Origin of the sequence: Actinacidiphila rubida, assembly GCF_900110255.1 — a bacterium.
GTDB lineage: Bacteria > Actinomycetota > Actinomycetes > Streptomycetales > Streptomycetaceae > Actinacidiphila > Actinacidiphila rubida.
Genome location: NZ_FODD01000077.1, coordinates 1 through 17,064, shown reverse-complemented (window position 1 = coordinate 17,064; position 17,064 = coordinate 1). Strand labels below are relative to the sequence as shown.

Here is a 17,064-nt window from a genome sequence, read left to right as displayed (position 1 = left end):
TCGGCAACCACACCACCCAACCCCTCCGCGACCTCTACACCGAACTCCTCACCCTCCCCACCGTCGCCAAACACATCGCCGGAACCGTCAGCCACCCCGCCAAAACCCTCCTCATCAACCACACCACCACCCCCCACACCACCAACACCCACCTCCCCACCACCACCCACGGCTACCACCACCACCTCACCACCATCACCGGCACCCTCAACACCACCCCCCACACCCCCAACCCCCACACCAACCACACCATCCTCATCCGCCCCGACGGCTACATCGCCTACACCGGCACCAACCCCACCCACCTCACCCAAACCCTCACCCACTACCTCGGAACCCCACACAAAGACTAGAAAGCCGCGGCAGCCACGCGCTGTGCGCGGCCACCGCGGCAGGTTCGACGGTCCTCCCCGGCCCAGGCCCACCTCAGAGGTGCGCCTGGGCCGAAGCGTGTGTCAGGCGACGCTGCGGAGCGCACCTCCGTCCACGCGCAGGGCGGCGCCGTTGGTCGCGTTGGACAGGGGGGACGCCACGTAGGCGATCAGGTTGGCCACTTCCTCCGATTCGGCGAAGCGGCCGAGGAGTAATCCCGGATGGGCGGATTCGAGGTGCTCGCGCTCGATCTCCTCGAGTGCCACATCCGGGTGCTGCTCCTGCAGGAACGCGAAGTAGCGTTCGGTGAGTTCGGAGCGGGTGGGACCGGGCAGCACCGAGTTCACGGTGACGCCGGAGGCCGGGTAGGACTCGGCGAGCCCGCGGGCGACGCCGAGTTGGGCGACCTTCGTCGCGCCGTAGTGCACCATCTCCGGCGGAATGACGAGCGCGGACTCGCTCGACACGAAGATGATGCGGCCCCACCCGCGTTCCACCATGCCCGTGACGTAGTGGCGCGACAGCCGCACGCCGCTCATCACGTTCAGGTCCCACAGTCGCTGCCAGGCTTCGTCGGACAGTTCGGTGAACGGGCTGAGTTCCGCGGTGCCCGCGTTGTTGACGAGGATGTCGGTCTCCGGCACCGCACGGATCACCGCCTGGACGCCCTCGGTGGTGGAGACGTCACCGGGGGCGGCGACCAGCTGGGCGTCGGGCACGGCCGCACGGATCTCCGCGATGGCGGCGTCGACACGTTCTACGGTACGGCCGTTGACGCCGACACGGGCGCCCGCAGCGGCCATCTGCTGGGCGGTGGCCTTGCCGATGCCGGCGGTGGATCCGGTGACGAGTGCGGTTCTGCTGGAGAGATCGAGGGTCAGCACAGGGCGGCTCCTTGTTCGAGAGTACGCAGCCGGAAGCGGTCAATTCCCGGCCGGGAAGCGCCTTTTCCGGCTCTTTACCCGACTCTTCATGACTGCGCCTCAGATCTTCTAGATCCACACTCGAATACGCATTGTGCAGTAGGCGACATAACGCGACATGCGTACCTCTCGTTCCCGGGGCTCCGGGGAGCTTTGACCGGCGCGCAAGTCCTCAGTCGCGAACTCGTTGAATTGTCAGCTGTTTTCCGGTGCCACGCGTCTCGTCCGCCCTCGCCACATGGCGCCACCACGGGTCTTCCGCCGTGCACCGTGAAGGAATTCGCAGTGCAGGGCGCGCAGGACCGGGGAACAGGACCGGGCCGGAACGACAGGGCCCCGGACACACCTGATCGCCGCTCGAGCGTTGCCGGGCGGCGATCAGGGGCGGTGCCGTGGTGCCTCACTCGGCGCAGGCGGCTCCGCTTGAATTCGTCAGTACGAATTCCGTGGGAGAGGAGGTCAGACGGCTTCGCCGGTCGGCACCGACTGCGCGGTGCGCGGCGGGACGACGGGAGCGGCCGGCTTCTTCCTGCTGCGTGCGAACCGGCGCATGATCGGGTGCTCCACCAGGGTGTACAGCAGCCATGCGGCGAGCAGGTTGGCGAGGAAGAGCAGGATCCACATCCCGATCGCGGGGACGGTGGCGTACGTGTGGGCGTGCAGCACCTTCGGGCGGCCGTAGAAGATGACGAGGGCCTGGAGCATGTAGAAGGCGAAGGACACGTTTCCCAGAAGGACCATGGTCCGGCTTCGCAGCCACCCGGACTCGCCACGCATGTCGGCGGCGGCCGCGGCACACATGATCATGCCGATCGGGACGATGGTGACGAGGCTGAAGTCGTACGGGTTCGGAAGCTTGATGGCACCCCAGTAGCCGACCGCGAAGAGCGCGAAGGACGGGATCAGGCCGATCCGCGGCCACAGCCCGGCGGCCACGATGCGGGCGAGGATCATGCCGAGCACGAACTCGAACAGCCGCGGCGGCGGGAACTCGTAGCCGAACCACTCCTGGTTCGCCGACAGGCTGCCGAACGGGCTGCTGACGCCGCCGGAGACGAGCTGCGTCGTCACGACCGTCACCGCGCCGACGCCCGCGACCATGCCCGCGGCCCACCACCACAGGCGGCGCTCGGATATGCGCCGGACGAGCACGATGAACAGCGGGAACAGGGCGTAGAAGAGCATCTCGCAACACAGCGACCAGGACGGGAAGTTGACACTCACCGCGGTGTCCGGCCGGTTGCTGAAGCCGTGCAGGAGGAAGAGGTTCAGCAGGTAGGCGTGGACCGGGGTGGACGACGCGAACAGCCACATGGCCAGCGCCCAGGTCACGATGTGGTTGGGGTAGATCTTCAGGATCCGGCGCCGCCAGAAGGAGGTGGCCCGCTCACCGGGCGTGGCGGACCAGCACAGGACGAAGCCGCTGAGGACGAAGAAGAACGACACGCCGATGCGTCCGGCCGGCTCGAGGAAGTCCGCGATCGGCTGGGCGACACCGTGGTCGCGGAAGAAGCTGACGGGCATGGTCGGCTTCAACGGATCGGCGAGATAAGAGGTGTGATAGAGGAAGACGCACATGGCCGCCAGGAACCGGAGGCCGGTGAGCGAGGGAAGCGAGGCCCGGCGCTGCGCTGGACCGCTGATGGTCGGTACGGCGGTTCGGTCTGCTGCCATGTGCCTACTGCCTTTCGAAACGGGGACGGCGGGCGGGCTGGGCGGTCGGCGCGCGGGCGGGCGGACGGTCGAGCGAGCGGTCGACGTCCTCGGTGGCAGGCCGCTGATCCCGGGGTGGGCATCGCGCCGCATGCACCCGGTGGCCCACGTCACTGTCCCCCGGCGAACGCACATGAGGTTATGAGCGCGGCCTCGGAACCTGGTCGCGCCTGCCTGGAGCACATGCCGGGCTCGCACGGGTCGGCCGCGGCGGCGGAAAGCGGAGCGGGCGGCACGGGTGCGCGCGGCCGGACCGCGCGCACCGCGAACGGGCGTCACGCGCGGCTGTACGGCGAGGGCGAACCCGCCTGTTCGGCAACGGAGTCCGCCCTCGGGCCACACGTGCCCGGGGGCGGCTCCGTTCGTCGCGGGCGTGTCAGCGCCGCCGTGTCAGCACCGGGCGCGTCTCACGTCCACTGCTCGGCCATCGGCACGCCCGGGACGGGCTTGCCGATCAGGGCGAAGGCCAGCGAGTACGCGGCCTGGCCGATGACCGCGGACAGCGTGGCCATTCCCTTGGCGTCGTAGTGCTTGACGGCGTCGGCGTAGACGTCGTCCGAGACGCGCTCGTCGGCACCGCCGGGCTGGAACACCGCTTCGGTCAGGGCCAGGGCGGCCCGCTCGGACTCGGTGAACGCGTCGCCGTCCCACCAGGTCGCGACGGCGGCGATCCGCGCGTCGGACTCGCCGGACTCGCGCAGCGCGGTCGTGAACCGCACCGTCGCGTACGTGCTGCCGGCGATCTGGCCGGCCCGCAGGTTCACCAGATTGATGGTCACGGGCGCGACGGCACCGTTCCCCAGCGCCTTCAGTAACGCGCCCCCCGCCTCGGCCAACTCAGGAACCTGCGCAAGCGGGTTACCCATCCGAGATCCCACGTGATACCTCCTCGAACCGGAGCGTCGACCGCTCCATGGCATGTCACCCCCGAGACGAGGAACCGCCGTGCGCTGTGACATGACCCGGCGCGCCGTTCGCGGACTCCGTCCGGCGTGGCGCGCCTCGCGCCGTTGTGCGCTCGACGCGCCGACGTCGCCTGTGAATCCTCGATGACCGCCCGCGTACACCCTTCGTTCACGTGGACACGTCAGCCTGCGGCCATGAACGAGATTCCGACCGCGCTCCCGGGGAGCGTCGACGAGTTGATGACGCTGATCGCCGCCTGCGAGGACGCGTGGGACACCCCCGACCGCAGCGGCGATCCGGTCGACATCCTCGACCACGGGCTCCAGGTCGCCGCCGTCCTCGCCACCCGTTTCCCGGAGGACGAGGAGCTGCAGGTGGCCGGGCTGGTCCATGACATCGGGCACGCGCTGCGGCCCGGCGACGAGGCGGGCCACGGCGACCACGGCGCGGCGGCCGTGGCCGGTGTGCTCGGGCAGCGGGTGGCGCGCCTGGTCGCGCTGCACATCCCGGCGAAGCGGTACCTCGCGGCGACCGAATCCGACCTGGAACTGTCGCCCGAGAGCGCGCGGACCCTCGGCTGCCAGGGCGGCGTCATGACCGCCGATGAGGTCGCCGCCTTCGAGACCGACCCCGACTTCGCGGCGGCCGTCGCTCTCCGCCGCGGCGACGACGCCGGCAAGATCGTCGGCCTGACCGTGCCGGGCCTGGAGCACTGGCGGCCCGTCGTGGCCCGCGTGGCCGAGGCCGCGTCAGCCCGCGTCTCGTCCTGACGTTCCCCGGTTCCGCGCGGTTGCTTCGTTCGCTCGAAGTGGTTCTGGCTCGGCTGCTGTGACGCCGGGCCGCGGAGTAATCGATGGGAGGTGACATTCCCGGCTGGTTAGGCTGCGGGTCATGAGTGGACCGGTGTTGGTGATCGAGTTGGCGGAGGCCGTCCCCCGCGTGGCGATCCAGCAACTCCGCGATTTCCTGCTCGGCGCCTCGGCACGATTCGAGGAGAAGCGGGTCGGCGAGTACGACCTGAACATTCACGCGGAGAGCCTCGGGGTTACGGATGCCGGGGACGTGGACGGACGTCGGCCCTTCCTGGTCTCGCTCATGGGGCCTGGGATCGGTGGCGAGGGCATCTTCGAGGCCGAGCACGACGACGAAGCCGACCAGGAATCCCTCATCGGCTTCACCCCCACCCACGCGGTCGACGTCGTCGCGTTCTGCAACAGTCCAGTCGACCACGTCGTCACGGCCCTGCTCACCGCGGCCGTCATGGAGATCATCGGTGGTGTCGCCAACGCCGAACTGCGAGAGGATCAGCTTTCCCTCGTGGCCGGCCTTCCCGGCATCGTCGCAACGATGAGCGATCCGTGGCACGCCGCGTACGGCTCGGCGGAATTCCTCCGTGCGTGGGCCCGACAGCCCGGTTTCCGGCTCATGAAGTAGCCGGAAATCAGCCGGCTGGTTCACGCGAGCAGTATCCGCCTGCGTTGCGACGTGAAGCCGGCTGGGCCCAACATCTGGCGCTTGAGGATCTTGATCCGGTAGCTGCCCTTGTAGCCGAGTGGCACGATCTCCTCCCACAGTTTCCAGGCAGCGCGTGACCCCCTCGGGCTGTGCGACACCCCAGCTCCGGCCTGCACGCGGAGTTGTCGGTGACGGATGCCAGAATCCGGGTGTGCCGGACGCTGACTACTTCTCCGCCGCCGATGATGTGTCCGCCCTCGCTGTGATCGAAGCCGGCGGCCCGAATCATGTCGGGTTGGACGTGATCTTCCTCAAGGACATCGATCCGGTCGACGCCCTCGCCCAGCTCGAAGCGATCATGACGGGCTGCAGCTATGAAGAGGCCGGCAAGCGGCCGCGGGTCGGACAACTACTGTCGTCCGAGGAAGTCGACAGCCCGTTCGTGCTGACCGTGTCGGACACGCTGTTCGACGTCCTGGTCTCCGTGTCGGCGGAGGAGGCCCGGGCCGTGGCCGAGTCCTGGTCTGCAGCCGGTGGGGTGCTCGGACTTGATGCCGCGACGGCAACGACGATCGTGGAGGCACTGGTCGGTCTGGCCAGGCGTGCTCGCGCCGCTGACCTGCGCCTGTACTGCTGGTGGACCCTCTGAGGCGGTGGAGTTCAGGAGCCGAGCTCATCGATGCGGAGGAGTCAGGTCACTTGCGGGGTCCTGTGTGAGGCCGGGCTGGGAACGTCGCCGTCAGGCAACTGCGTGATCCGGGTCAGCGCATCCTGGCGGGCGACCTTGAGTGCCTGCCTCGACGGGACGTCGATGTCGGGTACGACGCCGACTCCCTCCCAGTTGGTGCCCGTGGCGACGCTGATCCCCCGGGCGCTCGGCACCCTGATCGAGATGTGCTCATCCAGCCGATACGTGCCCGTCGGGTGGGCACCGCCACGGGTGGTCTCGCCGACTACGAGGGCGCGCTGGTGCGCCTGCAGGGTGTAGGCGAGGTCCTCTCCGCCGGAGAAGGTACGAGCGCTGGTGAGCACGTAGACCGGGCGGTCGAGGTAGCGCGGCGCGGGCAGGTGCGCCACGGTCCAGTACTGGCGTGTGGTGTCGGTAAGGCGATCGTAGATGTCTTTGAGGTGCGTCTGGTCGTCGGGGAAGAAGTAGCTGCACCACATGGTGCAGCCCTCGGGCGACCCGCCGAGACATTCGCGCAGGTCGAGGATGAGTGCGCGGGTCCCGGCGGCCAATTCCATGGCCGCGCCGATCACCCGGGCCCCCTCGCCGGCGTCGGCGATCCGCCGGATGTCGAGATAGCCGATGTTGCCGTCCAGATGCTCGAAGCCCCGGACCCCATGGTTGGCGGCCCGCATCCGGGCAAGGAAGGCAGCCTGGCCTTGATCTGCGTCCTCCAGGACCACGGGGGCTGGCTCGTCCCGCCACCGCAGTCCCAGGTGCTGATCCGGGCAGACCTCCCTGAGATGCGCGGTGACCGTCTCGCAAAGCGATGGGCCGTTCAGGGCGTCGTACTCTCCAGCGGCCAACCGCTTCCGGATCGCACGTTCCATCTCCAACGCTCTCTCGGGGAACACGTACCCGGCCGTTATGCGGTCCAGGGCCAGTGCGACTGTCTCTGCATTGGTGGGCATGATCGAGAAGGGTAGCCTCCTGCTCGTCCAGGCCGACCAATTGTCCGTGTCGCACCCGGACTGCCTCGTCGGCCCGAGTCACCGCAACGCCTCGGCCAGGATTTGCAGACCGGTGCCTCGGAGACAGATCTGGCAGCTGTCAGAGGCTTGCGTCGGACTCGCGCGGCTTCCTCCCGCTCGACCGGCTGGCCGTTCTCGAAGCGGGCGCCCGCGCGGACGAGCGGGACCAGATGTGCTCCTGCGATCGCGCGCCAGCGGGTCTGGGCGGACTCGACGAGCTTGAACACCATCGCCGCGCACCTGCCGCAGTAACGGGCACGGGCTTCCGGCAGGTCAAGAACTGGCTCCACGCGCACGTACTCCCCCGCCCCACCAGTCGACCCGCTGCCGGCTCACCGGCTCGGCTGGCTGCCGGCCCCGCCCCCGCTCCGGCTGTCCCGGGTTCGCGCGGCGGGCGCTGCGCGCGAAGCCATCGAGTAACTCGTGCGGCGACAGCCGGGGTGACCGGGGCGTACAACGGCATGACAGGACCTCTTGGCGACTGGGCTTCGACACCGCAGTTGGCCACCAAGAGGCCCCGGCCACGCACATCAATCCACCGATTCCCATCCGTCCTCGGCGATCACATGGGCCGCGGGATCTGGGTGGCGGGTCAGGGCACCATGCGCGTCCGCTTTCCTCGCGGCCGGACCAGCAGCGCCTTTGTCACTCCTGGAGTGGTCAGTAGTGCGTGCCGTTCCAGGTCCATCGCCCGACCTCGATGCCGGACTGGCCCCAGGGGGTGGAGTAGACGGCATCACCGTTGGCCGACGTGCGCAGGTCGTTCTCCCCGCTGTAGGTCGAGAGTTCGCTGTAGTCGCCGTTCCACAACTGCCCGGCGTTGAGGGCGCTGTCACAGGTGCTCAGCCACACGGCGTTCGTGTCGGTCTTGTCGTCCGTGGTGAGGCACTTGCCGGTGGCGGCGCTCTTCAGCTGGCGGTAGGTGATCCCGCTGGGGTAGGCGGTGTATGAACTGCCCCAGTTCCAGTAGGTGCCCGGCGACTGGTCGCCGGGGCCCGACCAGACGTTGCTGGTCGTGGTGGAGCCAGTGAGGCAGTTGCCCTCGTAGGCGTTCTTGTACACCCAGTCGGTCGCCGCGAACGAACTGGACATCGAGCCGGCCGCGGTGAGCATGACCGCGGCGAACATCATGGGCAGGGTCAGTCTCAGGGTCTTACGAGATTTCATGATCGCGAGGATCGAGGACGGAAGGGCTAAGGATGTGAACCAAACATGGACATGCCATGTCGCGGGAGTCACGCTCTCGACGTGCACTCGTCAGCGAACCCGCGCTCCGGCGTCGACAACGTGCGAGGCGGAGGTCGGCACACAGGAACTCGTTTCCCAGGCTGCGGAGTGATCCCTGCGCGTGCGGGGCCGAGTCCTCCTGAGCTGCAACGTCAGACCATCACAGCGACCATCTCGACCAACCCCCGGCCATAGGCGTCCTTCTGTCGTCGCAACCTTGGGGTCTGGGCTCAGGCAAATGCTGCTGTTCATCGGCCTCAATCGCGCGTTGCGAGGTGCACGCGACGATGCTGCACGAGCGTCGCGATCCGCAGCCTTCTCGGCAGCGCTCTGCGCGCGCCTCCTCGCGGGCGACGTTCGTGAGAGGCCCCCGGGCCTGACCGCCTCGCGACCGACGTCACGGGCTGGTCAATGACCTGGGCACCCAGGCAAGAGCGAAAGGGGTCGACTGCCGCCAGGCGAGAACGAGATGGGGCCGACCGGATTCGAACCGGCGTGCTCCCACATGTGGTGAAGGCGCGACGACCACTGCGCTACGAGCCCCATCCCGCTCGCGACGATACAAGCCACGGGCACTCCGTCGCCCTCGAATTTCGAATGCGGAAACGGACCGCCCACGTCGCCACGCCATAGGAGCGGCGCCGCCGGGCAGCAGCAGACAGAGCGAACACCGCGACGCTCCCCGTGAAGGACGCCGTGATCGCCGACCGCAAGCTGGATCGGCGCAGTAGGCCCGCGCCACAGCGCCTGAACTCCGCAACAGGTGCTTCCCGCAGCCGTCGTAGAGCCGGCGGAACGGCGGCCGCTCCGCGTTCGCCGAATCCGAGCAACTCCAGCTCAGGGCCGTCCTTACACATATCCCTGAGCTAGATGCGCCCACTCGCCGCGTCAGATCCTTCGCGGTCATGCTCAACGGCCGCCAGGGCGAGCAGTTGTCGGAATAGCTCGGCGCCGTCCGGCAGAACGACCTGCCGAGCCTCCACACCCTCGCCGCCGGCATTGACCGATACCCGCGACGCAGCCATGGCCAGGGTTCACGCTGCCCTGGAACTCGGGTGTCCTCGAAGGCCATGTCAACTGGACCAATATGTGGAATCAGCTCTGTCAAGCAGCGGTTGTCATCTGGTGGCTGTCTTGGTCCGCTCTGTGGCCGCCACTCGGGCAGTGGCCACTTCAACCTGGCGTCGGCCGGATTCACCTCGGCTCCAGATGAATGCGCGCCAACGACGTGGCGCGTCGCTGCTCCAGGTCCGGAACTCCTCGACCGCGACGTTATCGGACAGCAGCCATCGGATGGTGCTGCCTGATGCCTCGGGGATGTCGGTGAGGCCGTCGAGTTGTTCGGCGAGTGCGAAGCTGTCGACCTCGGCAGTGGTGCGGTCCCAGGTCGAGACCATGTCGGTGAGAGCGTGGGATTCAATGAGTGCCGGGATAGACGGGGCGATTTCGAGGAACGTGCCGCCTCCATCGTCCACGCCGACTCGTCCGTCCGTGTGCACCAGGTAGCGCACTGGGGAGGACACGCGTTCCACGCGTTCCCCGAACCAATCGAAGTACCAGCCGTCGGAAGTGCCGGTCCACATGTTCTGGCCCAGGTCGTAGTGCCAGTCTCGAAGCACCTCGCGGCGCTCGCCCTCGACGGTGTAGCTGCTTCGCACTTGGTAGCGGAGTCGGCCGTACCTCTGCTCGAATCCGTCGCGGCGGCGCTGCTGGATGGTGGCGTTGAACTGTCCTGCCCCCGAGCCGATCGAGACCACATTGGCCCCTCGACGGTGAGGTCGTGAGGTCAATTCCCTTGCGTATAGGGCTATATGCGCGCGGTTCGCGGCGACCGGGTCGACGTTCTCCCGTTCGCACATCAGCAGGTACTCGCTCAGCCCGCAGGCGTAGGCATCGATCGTGCGGGGCGCACGTCCGAGATCCGTCCAGATCGCCGCCTGCTCGTGGGAAACGCGCGTGCGCGGTCTGGAAATGCAGGGCGTCGAAGGTGACCACGGTGTCGGTCAGGTCGAACTCGGCAAGCATGGGCCGGAAGACGCTGATTTCGTTGGTCTTGCCGTCCACGGCAAGGGAACGGCGGGGCTGCTCGACCGGGTCCTGATCGGATGGCGGGCGATCGGGGTCGCGGGCGGCGAGCCAGGAGCCGATCGCAGTGTCGAGCGCGTCGCCGTCGATGCGTTGCAGGACCCGGCGCACGGTGGCCTCGGCCGGGGCGGTTGGGCCGCTTGGTTCACGGCTCGGTCCGCCGAGGGCGGTGAGCACAGTGGTCGGTGCGTCCGCGGCCCACTCTGCGATCGCGGTCAGAGATCTCGCGCCGGCCAGGACCGCGCAGGCGGCCACGGCGAGGACGAAAGTGAGGGGATGGCGACGGCCCTGGGCCCGGCGCGGATCGGGCACCGCGGCAAGACAGTCCAGCAGGCCGGAGTGTTCCTCCGGTGCGGAAAGCCGGGCGGCAGCGAGCTGGCCCAGACCGGTAGGGAGGGGCGATGATGAGCGCACGGTCTTCCGTTGCGGTGATCAGGGACTCGACACCTCATGTTTCACCCGAAGGCCGTGCCTGCTTCCGTTCCGGCCCGATCCGGGAACATCTCGGCCGGCTCAGGCGCATGAGCTGCCATCAAGCCGGCGATCGACACCGCCCTGGCACTGAAGCCTCTACTGGCCGACCGTAAAGATCACGTGGCTTCCTGCGTCCGCTGCCTGCCGAAAGAAGACGACCAGGTCAGTGAAGTTCGCCCAGGTGTAGACGAAGTCCTCGTGGCCGAAGTTCGGCCCGTAGTCTTCGATGTCGATGCAGTCGTAGCCTGCTTTCAGCGCCTCGCGGCCGACATCGGCCATAGCACCGGCGACATCGCGGACCCGATCCGGAGTGAGCAGGCTGACGATGTAATCGTCGCCTTCATGAAGCTGTACGCCGCCCAGGATCACGGCGTTCAGCGGGTAGATGCCGTTGTCGTAGCCAAGGTAACCGTCGGTCAGGCTGCGATGGATGGCGTCCCATGCCTTGTCGGTGTCACAGTGGCCGACACCGATGCCCTCTTCCTCAATCTCCTCGACGAGCGCAGCAACCTCGTCGTCGGCGGCGGCTGCGCGCAGGCGACCGGCGGTCTCCGCATCGATGGCGAAGTGGACTCCCAGGCTCATACGGCACACCGTACAGGGGCGGCAAGACTCATCACGTCCAGCTGATCACGGTCGGCCGCGCACGTCTGTCGGGCCGTCAGCCGCTCAGTGACAGCCAGGCACTCATGCCGTATGACCAGGCCGGATGTCCTTCTCGACGCCCGCCCCTCGCGTCCCTCGGCCTCAGTGATCACAAAACGGGCAGACACACTGAACGACGCCGCCCTGACCGTCGTGCCGCTCAACACATCTCCCAAGTTCGTGGTTGCACCGGAGAGACGCGATCACCCCGGCAGATTCCACGTAACTTTTAGGATGCGCAAGCGTCAACTGTTCGGACGCGCCGGCTTCACTCTCCTACGCAACACGATTCCCGCTCGCTTGGCCTGCGTGATCTCCGGGATTCCCCCGACCTCAACCAGTCGCGAGTGCCGTCCACACGCCGGGCGGATGCTCAGCCGGTTTCATCCACAACTGCGGTTGAGACTGCTGGTATTGCTCGCTGACCCCCGGCTGCCAGAGGAAGCGGCCAGCTGCATCCGGCCACACTGCTTGGAGAACTGGGAACGGGGGCCGCCGGTAGAAGGAGATCGCTCGCCCGAAGAACTCCCAGTACCAGCGAAGGTCCGCCGGCTTCAGGACGACGGGCCGGTCCTCGATGATGCCGTGGCATTCCCTGCCACCCTCCAGCGCAGCTCCGGCCGCAGCCCTGTGACCGAGGGAGTTGAGCAGCACGTGCATCGTCTGGACACCCAGCCCGAACACGGCGAGCTCGGGCACCGCGTGTGTGTGCCAGAGTCCGATCGTGTACGCGAAACCGGGCCCTTCTTCGTCGGCCGGCACCACCACCACGCTCCACCCATGTTCCTTGACCTGCTCAACGGTCCGCAGGTCCATGCGATCGGCCTCTTCCCGATCACCGTAGTCATGGCACACCACACAGCGACAAGACGGGAGGTCATTAGGCATGCCCGTGACAGTATCCTGCAGGTCTTCGGCCACTCCTGGCCTGCTGTGCTCCATCGACAGCAGCGCTCCGGCTCTTGGTTTCATCACACCCAGTGAAGAAGCACAGAACCGGTGCGAGGCCGAAACTCAACTACATAGCCACCCGTCGATTGGCGCACTCTGGGGCATGTTCCTGCTCATGACCCAACCAGGTTCGCCTGGCTTGTCTCGACATCACGCACACCTGCAACCTGGCACGCCGCTTTCAGGGACCTCATCCGCCAACGCCGCGGCACCATGCTCCCCCAGTGGATTTCGCCAAGGCTGAGACCGGCGAGCGCCCGCCCCTGCGGTCCTTCGCAAGCTCCCTCCGGCAGGACTTGAACGCCGTGACGGCCGGACACACGCCGGCATGGAGCTCCGATGTCATCGAGGGCCACGTGAACCGCGTGAAAACGATCAAGAGGACCATGTACGGCCCAGCCTCGTTCGAACTCCTCCGGACCCGAATCCTCATCCAGCCCTAAGGCATTGCGCTCCCGGCCCCGCTGGCTCCTACGCTTCTCACGTGCGCTACCTCGCAGAGACCTTCGCCCTCGCGGCCCTGAGACGGGGCCGACCAGTCGAACAGTTCCTCGGCCCGGCAGGTTCACCCGAGTGTCCCGGTATTCGATACATCGAGGTCAGACCGACCAAGGCACACTACGAGATCATTTTGCACATCCTGGAAGACGTCGGTCACGAGAACTTCAGCGACCTGATCGAGTTCCCTTCTCTTGAACAGGGCAACGAGGAAGCGGAGTTCGGCCGCCTTGTTGCTACCCGCGATGACCCACTCGCCGCTCTCGCAGCCGCCGAGGAAGTAGCCGGAGCAGTACGCGGAAGGTGGGTCAACGCTGGACTGGTTCAGGATGAGTACCACGACTACGTGATGGCTGGACGACCGAGAAGCAGTTCACCGGATGGGCACCCCTGGCTTGCGCGGGGGATCGGATCGTGACGATCAAGCCCGATCACGGAACTGCGGCCAAAGCCTGAAATTTCCCCACCTCATGTACAGGAAGTGGGCAGACCTGCTCTCTAGCGTTCCCCGCCTTCGATTTCGGATCTTGGACGGCGTTGGGGTCATGGTCGGAGGCTTGTGGGACGATCACTCGCATGATGTCCGATCCGCAGCTGTCGACGGGTACCCACATACGCCTTCTGGCTGGTCACGCCGCGGCCGGGCAGCCGGTGTTCGAGGTGTTGCCGGCCCGCTTGGTGCAGTCGGACCTGTTCGAACTGATGGGAAGTCCGGGCATGGTGCTCGGATGCGCGGCCGGTGACGTGCTGCGGATCGCTGATGACGGCCAGTTCGAGGTTGTGGAACAGGGCGCGAACTGGTGTATTCAGGCAGCTGGACTCGCGCACGTGAGCCCCGAGTCGTTTGCGGCGCTCAGAGATGCGGTCGGGGAGCTCGCAGGCATGGCTGAGGCACCGGCAGACCTGCGGTTCGTCGTCGTTACCGTCGGCCGAGCGGCCGGCCTGCCCGCGATCGAGCGGGTCATGGACACCTGGGCCGCGGGCAACAATGGGGCCGAGTGGTGGTTCGGCAACGGAGATCGTGCGGCCTCATCCGTCTGAGCAGGTCAGCTGGCGGACCGCCAGAGCCGCCTTGTTCCGGTTCTTCGCTGCGGCGTTGGGCCAAACCTGCTCGGTCCGCGGCTTCGCCGGCCGGTCGCGCCCCCTGTGTCGCTGCAGTCCGTCGTCGCCCCCGCGGCGGCCGCCCACCGGCCGTGCGCCATGCGGTCCCTCCAGGTGCGGCCCGCAGCGGGCGGACGGGGTGGCCTCGTAGGTGAGCCAGTCGGCCGAAACGACTTGGGCTTCAGGCAGGCTGGGCGGCCGAACCACGTGATCGGCACGGACAATGGCGCCATGCGAATCCGAACAGCACACGTCGACGAACTGCCCCTCCTGCAGGACATAGAAAGGGCCGCCGGGCGGTGTTTCCGGGATGTCGGTATGCCGGAGATCGCCGATGACGCGCCGCTTCCCATCAGTGAACTTGCTCGCTACCAGGAGGCCGGCCTGGCCTGGGTCGCCGTCGATGACGCCGACTCTCCGGTGGCCTACCTCATCGCCGAACCATTGGACGGCAACCTGCACATCGAGCAGGTATCGGTGCGTCCGGACAGCGCACGTCGCGGTATCGGACGGTCCCTGCTGAACCGTGCGGCGGATCATGCCACGGTCGGCAGAGTGCCTGCGCTGACCCTCACCACGTTCACCGATGTTCCGTGGAACGCGCCTTACTACACGCGGTGCGGCTTCACCGTGCTCGATGACAGCAGCCTTGGCCCCGGGCTGCTGGAAGTCCGGCGACGAGAAACAGTCCACGGCCTGGACCGGTGGCCGCGGACCTGTATGCGTCGAACCCTCTGACGCCGCAGCGTCGTGGGAAACGCCCAGACACCGCAGCCGACGTCGACTCTGCCGCGCGAACCTCAGCCGCTACGACCGCCGAAAGTGCAAAGTCGTTCTGCGCGGAATCGGGCAGAACGGACCGGACCATTTCTGCATCCCGCAGTTCAGGCCCGGGTCACAAGGCGACAACCCGCGCGAACGGACACACGGCGGCCGCCCGTGCGCACCGATTCGTCAAGCGCGACCCGCAAACCACCGCCTGATCTACGGTAGTGATGCCCGCTGCGCCCATCCGGCACGCGGACTTCCCCTCTGTGCACCTTGTCCCTTGTTCTCAGGGTTGGTGAAGGCGAGAGAGCGAACGAAACGCGGACCGGGACATCCCGGGGGGTGTGGTTGGCGTCCGGCCGCCGCGACGATCGTGCTCGGCGGCTTGGACATCCCCCCGCCGAACGGGCTCGGCAGGGCAGCGGTCAGCAGTTGGGTCTCGAAGGGCTCCACCCCTATCGCCTGCGCGCCACTTCGCTCGCGAGAGCCAGGAGGGCGACCAGGCTGTCGTCGTCATCGACGCTGCTCGGGCCACGCTCCTCCAGTCGTTCGGCGAAGGCGCGGTCCGGCACCCGCGCCCGCCCTTCGACGACCGCGTCTACGAGCGGCTGGAACCCGCGCAGGTCCTCGGCCCCGTTTCCGCGCCGCCTCCCGCCGGATCCCCATCGCGCTCCGGCGCCGCGCCCCGCCCCCCGCCTCTGCCTCAGCGCGCTCACCCGTGCCGGGACGGCGGTGAACCCTCGCTCGCTGTGCGCGGGGCGCGAGGCGGGCCACCGCCGCACAATGGGAGGTATGCACCGCGTCCGCGCAGGTTCCGACACCGATGGGGGTTCCGCGCTGTCGCTGTGCTCGAAAGGCTCCGTCCTGTCGATCGGATCGGTGGGGTCCGTCCTGTCCGTGGGATCGGTGGGCAGCGCGCTGTCGATCGGCTCCGTGGGCTCCTGGATGTCCGTGGGCTCCGTGGGGAGCGCGCTGTCGCTCGCTTCGATCGGCTCCTGGCTGTCGGTGGGTTCGGTCGGGTCCTCGGTGTCGCTGCTGTCCGTGGGGTCGGACCACGGCACCGGCGCGGTGTGCTCGGGCCGCGGCCGCTGGGCCTGCGGCGCCGATGACGAAGGCCCGGGGACCGCGATCGCCCTCGTCTGCGTCGCGCTCAGTGCCGCCGCTCTCACCGCGGCGGGGTTCCGCGCACGGGCGTGCCACCGGCGGTCCCGCCGTCCTGGCCAGGCGTGACGCCCGGCGCCAGGCCTCCGGCGGCCAGGTGACCCGGTCACGAGGACAGACGGTCACGAGGCCACACCGCGATACCCCGCACGGAGTCCTGCATCACGCGGGGAGGAGTAGTCGACCGGTCGTAAACTGGTCGTATGGGACGGACCAGTGATGCCAGGGACAAGATCCTCGCGGCCGCGCAGGAGCTCATCGAGCAGCGCGGCTACTCGGCGCTGGGCGTGGCCGAGATCTGCAAGGCGGCCGGTGTGCCGAAGGGCAGCTTCTACTACTTCTTCGAGTCCAAGGAGAGCCTGGCGCTCGCCGTGATAGACGAGCACTGGACCGGCCAGAAGAAGGCCTGGGCGGCGGTGCTCGGCGCGGACGCGGAGCCGCTGGCGCGGTTGCGGCGGCTGTTCGAGGAGACGGAGGCCGCGCAACGCGCGGGCCAGCAGACCTGCGGCACCGTCTCGGGCTGCCTGTTCGGCAACCTGACCCTGGAGATGAGCAACCAGACCGAGGCGGTGCGCAACCGGCTCCAGGAGATCTTCGAGGAGCAGGTCGCGATGGTCGCCGGCGTGGTCGCCGAGGCCCGGGAGCGCGGCGAGGTCACGGTGGCCGACACGGCTCAGGCAGCCCGCGCGGTCGTGGCCCAACTGGAGGGCCAGGTGCTGTTCGCCAAGCTGTACAACGCCCCCGAGCGGCTGGGCCTGCTGTGGGCCAACTGCCGTGCCCTGCTGGGCGCCGACGAGCCGCGGGAGGCACTGGCCGGCGCCTGACGCGGGCCGGCCCCGCCGGTCGACCGACGGGGCCCGCTCAGTGCCGGCGCCTCGCTTCCACGCCCGCACGCTCGCACGTCCGCGCCGTCCCCGGGTGGACTCTCGCGGCTCCGGGCGCAGGGCTCAGGGCCTCGTCGCTCAGGACGCGGAAGGCGTGCCCGCACACGGCGCGGCCGCGGAGGCCGCCGGCACTGGCGCCTGGGCCGCGTCCGCACCCCCAGCCCTAGGCGCCGGCGTCGGCGCCAGCACCGTCCCGGCCGTCC

General features: G+C 68.1%; 18 protein-coding genes, 1 tRNA gene and 2 pseudogenes. 10 read left to right on the top strand and 11 right to left on the bottom strand.

Annotated features, from left to right (window positions below):
* On the top strand, positions 1-353 hold a 353-nt coding region (locus BMW99_RS41720), incomplete at its 5' end, for an aromatic-ring hydroxylase C-terminal domain-containing protein (protein WP_456049155.1).
* A gap of 102 nt (positions 354-455) precedes the next feature.
* Here BMW99_RS41720 and BMW99_RS37685 read toward each other — a convergent pair.
* From BMW99_RS37685 to BMW99_RS37675, 3 genes are all read right to left on the bottom strand, one after another.
* Complete coding sequence (locus tag BMW99_RS37685; RefSeq protein WP_218108431.1) at positions 456-1,256, bottom strand: SDR family NAD(P)-dependent oxidoreductase; 801 nt, start codon at positions 1,254-1,256, stop codon at positions 456-458.
* 498 nt (positions 1,257-1,754) lie between these two features.
* On the bottom strand, positions 1,755-2,969 hold the full coding sequence (locus BMW99_RS37680; protein ID WP_069464497.1) for an acyltransferase family protein: 1,215 nt from the start codon (positions 2,967-2,969) through the stop codon (positions 1,755-1,757).
* A 446-nt stretch (positions 2,970-3,415) separates the two neighbouring features.
* Positions 3,416-3,874, bottom strand: coding sequence for a carboxymuconolactone decarboxylase family protein (locus BMW99_RS37675; protein ID WP_245791788.1), 459 nt, complete (start codon positions 3,872-3,874; stop codon positions 3,416-3,418).
* A gap of 234 nt (positions 3,875-4,108) precedes the next feature.
* Between BMW99_RS37675 and BMW99_RS37670 the strand changes: the two genes are divergently transcribed.
* The 3 genes from BMW99_RS37670 (at position 4,109) to BMW99_RS37660 (ending at position 6,018) form a co-directional block, all read left to right on the top strand.
* Positions 4,109-4,684, top strand: coding sequence for an HD domain-containing protein (locus BMW99_RS37670; protein WP_069463138.1), 576 nt, complete (start codon positions 4,109-4,111; stop codon positions 4,682-4,684).
* Positions 4,685-4,805: 121 nt separating this feature from the next.
* On the top strand, positions 4,806-5,348 hold the full coding sequence (locus BMW99_RS37665; protein WP_143080615.1) for a DUF6368 family protein: 543 nt from the start codon (positions 4,806-4,808) through the stop codon (positions 5,346-5,348).
* A gap of 232 nt (positions 5,349-5,580) precedes the next feature.
* Positions 5,581-6,018, top strand: coding sequence for a hypothetical protein (locus BMW99_RS37660; protein WP_069463136.1), 438 nt, complete (start codon positions 5,581-5,583; stop codon positions 6,016-6,018).
* 41 nt (positions 6,019-6,059) lie between these two features.
* Here the strand turns inward: BMW99_RS37660 and BMW99_RS37655 are convergent, their stop codons facing one another.
* The 8 genes and pseudogenes from BMW99_RS37655 to BMW99_RS37620 form a co-directional block, all read right to left on the bottom strand.
* Complete coding sequence (locus BMW99_RS37655; protein ID WP_069463135.1) at positions 6,060-7,007, bottom strand: S41 family peptidase; 948 nt, start codon at positions 7,005-7,007, stop codon at positions 6,060-6,062.
* A gap of 164 nt (positions 7,008-7,171) precedes the next feature.
* Positions 7,172-7,300, bottom strand: a pseudogene (locus BMW99_RS42540) (IS256 family transposase); the annotation flags it as partial.
* Between the two features lie 427 nt (positions 7,301-7,727).
* Positions 7,728-8,234: an RICIN domain-containing protein gene (locus tag BMW99_RS37645; RefSeq protein WP_141726087.1), complete on the bottom strand. Its 507-nt coding sequence runs from the start codon at positions 8,232-8,234 to the stop codon at positions 7,728-7,730.
* 530 nt (positions 8,235-8,764) lie between these two features.
* Positions 8,765-8,838 (bottom strand) — tRNA-Val (locus BMW99_RS37640).
* Positions 8,839-9,412: 574 nt separating this feature from the next.
* Positions 9,413-10,051 (bottom strand): hypothetical protein, encoded by a 639-nt coding sequence (locus tag BMW99_RS42535; protein ID WP_069463133.1) that lies wholly within the window; start codon positions 10,049-10,051, stop codon positions 9,413-9,415.
* Positions 10,052-10,487: 436 nt separating this feature from the next.
* Positions 10,488-10,691, bottom strand: a pseudogene (locus BMW99_RS42530) (transposase family protein); the annotation flags it as partial.
* A 258-nt stretch (positions 10,692-10,949) separates the two neighbouring features.
* Positions 10,950-11,438, bottom strand: coding sequence for a DUF1877 family protein (locus tag BMW99_RS37625; protein WP_069463131.1), 489 nt, complete (start codon positions 11,436-11,438; stop codon positions 10,950-10,952).
* A gap of 393 nt (positions 11,439-11,831) precedes the next feature.
* On the bottom strand, positions 11,832-12,314 hold the full coding sequence (locus BMW99_RS37620) for a DUF4262 domain-containing protein (RefSeq protein WP_107451535.1): 483 nt from the start codon (positions 12,312-12,314) through the stop codon (positions 11,832-11,834).
* Positions 12,315-12,673: 359 nt separating this feature from the next.
* Between BMW99_RS37620 and BMW99_RS43275 the strand changes: the two genes are divergently transcribed.
* The 6 genes from BMW99_RS43275 to BMW99_RS37585 all read left to right on the top strand — a co-directional run bounded on the left by BMW99_RS43275 (position 12,674) and on the right by BMW99_RS37585 (position 16,801).
* The gene (locus BMW99_RS43275; protein WP_069463130.1) at positions 12,674-12,892 is read left to right on the top strand and encodes a transposase; all 219 of its coding nucleotides are present in this window, start codon (positions 12,674-12,676) and stop codon (positions 12,890-12,892) included.
* 41 nt (positions 12,893-12,933) lie between these two features.
* On the top strand, positions 12,934-13,365 hold the full coding sequence (locus tag BMW99_RS37610; protein ID WP_075018363.1) for a hypothetical protein: 432 nt from the start codon (positions 12,934-12,936) through the stop codon (positions 13,363-13,365).
* Positions 13,366-13,523: 158 nt separating this feature from the next.
* Positions 13,524-13,988 (top strand): DUF4265 domain-containing protein, encoded by a 465-nt coding sequence (locus tag BMW99_RS37605; RefSeq protein ID WP_069463128.1) that lies wholly within the window; start codon positions 13,524-13,526, stop codon positions 13,986-13,988.
* 291 nt (positions 13,989-14,279) lie between these two features.
* On the top strand, positions 14,280-14,786 hold the full coding sequence (locus BMW99_RS37600; RefSeq protein WP_069463140.1) for a GNAT family N-acetyltransferase: 507 nt from the start codon (positions 14,280-14,282) through the stop codon (positions 14,784-14,786).
* A gap of 822 nt (positions 14,787-15,608) precedes the next feature.
* A complete protein-coding gene (locus BMW99_RS39690) occupies positions 15,609-16,046 on the top strand; it encodes a hypothetical protein (RefSeq protein WP_069465902.1) in 438 nt (145 codons plus the stop codon).
* A gap of 134 nt (positions 16,047-16,180) precedes the next feature.
* Positions 16,181-16,801: a TetR/AcrR family transcriptional regulator gene (locus BMW99_RS37585; protein WP_069465901.1), complete on the top strand. Its 621-nt coding sequence runs from the start codon at positions 16,181-16,183 to the stop codon at positions 16,799-16,801.
* Positions 16,802-17,064 lie beyond the last annotated feature (263 nt).

What these genes read in the sequence shown, in the direction of transcription:
- BMW99_RS37585 (WP_069465901.1), top strand. Translation starts at nt 16,181, where the DNA reads ATGGGACGGACCAGTGATGCCAGGGACAAGATCCTCGCGGCCGCGCAG.
- BMW99_RS37645 (WP_141726087.1), bottom strand. Translation starts at nt 8,234, where the DNA reads ATGAAATCTCGTAAGACCCTGAGACTGACCCTGCCCATGATGTTCGCC.
- BMW99_RS37625 (WP_069463131.1), bottom strand. Translation starts at nt 11,438, where the DNA reads ATGAGCCTGGGAGTCCACTTCGCCATCGATGCGGAGACCGCCGGTCGC.
- BMW99_RS39690 (WP_069465902.1), top strand. Translation starts at nt 15,609, where the DNA reads ATGCACCGCGTCCGCGCAGGTTCCGACACCGATGGGGGTTCCGCGCTG.
- BMW99_RS37675 (WP_245791788.1), bottom strand. Translation starts at nt 3,874, where the DNA reads ATGGGTAACCCGCTTGCGCAGGTTCCTGAGTTGGCCGAGGCGGGGGGC.
- BMW99_RS37600 (WP_069463140.1), top strand. Translation starts at nt 14,280, where the DNA reads ATGCGAATCCGAACAGCACACGTCGACGAACTGCCCCTCCTGCAGGAC.
- BMW99_RS37665 (WP_143080615.1), top strand. Translation starts at nt 4,806, where the DNA reads ATGAGTGGACCGGTGTTGGTGATCGAGTTGGCGGAGGCCGTCCCCCGC.
- BMW99_RS37680 (WP_069464497.1), bottom strand. Translation starts at nt 2,969, where the DNA reads ATGGCAGCAGACCGAACCGCCGTACCGACCATCAGCGGTCCAGCGCAG.
- BMW99_RS37655 (WP_069463135.1), bottom strand. Translation starts at nt 7,007, where the DNA reads ATGCCCACCAATGCAGAGACAGTCGCACTGGCCCTGGACCGCATAACG.
- BMW99_RS37670 (WP_069463138.1), top strand. Translation starts at nt 4,109, where the DNA reads ATGAACGAGATTCCGACCGCGCTCCCGGGGAGCGTCGACGAGTTGATG.
- BMW99_RS37605 (WP_069463128.1), top strand. Translation starts at nt 13,524, where the DNA reads ATGATGTCCGATCCGCAGCTGTCGACGGGTACCCACATACGCCTTCTG.
- BMW99_RS37620 (WP_107451535.1), bottom strand. Translation starts at nt 12,314, where the DNA reads ATGGACCTGCGGACCGTTGAGCAGGTCAAGGAACATGGGTGGAGCGTG.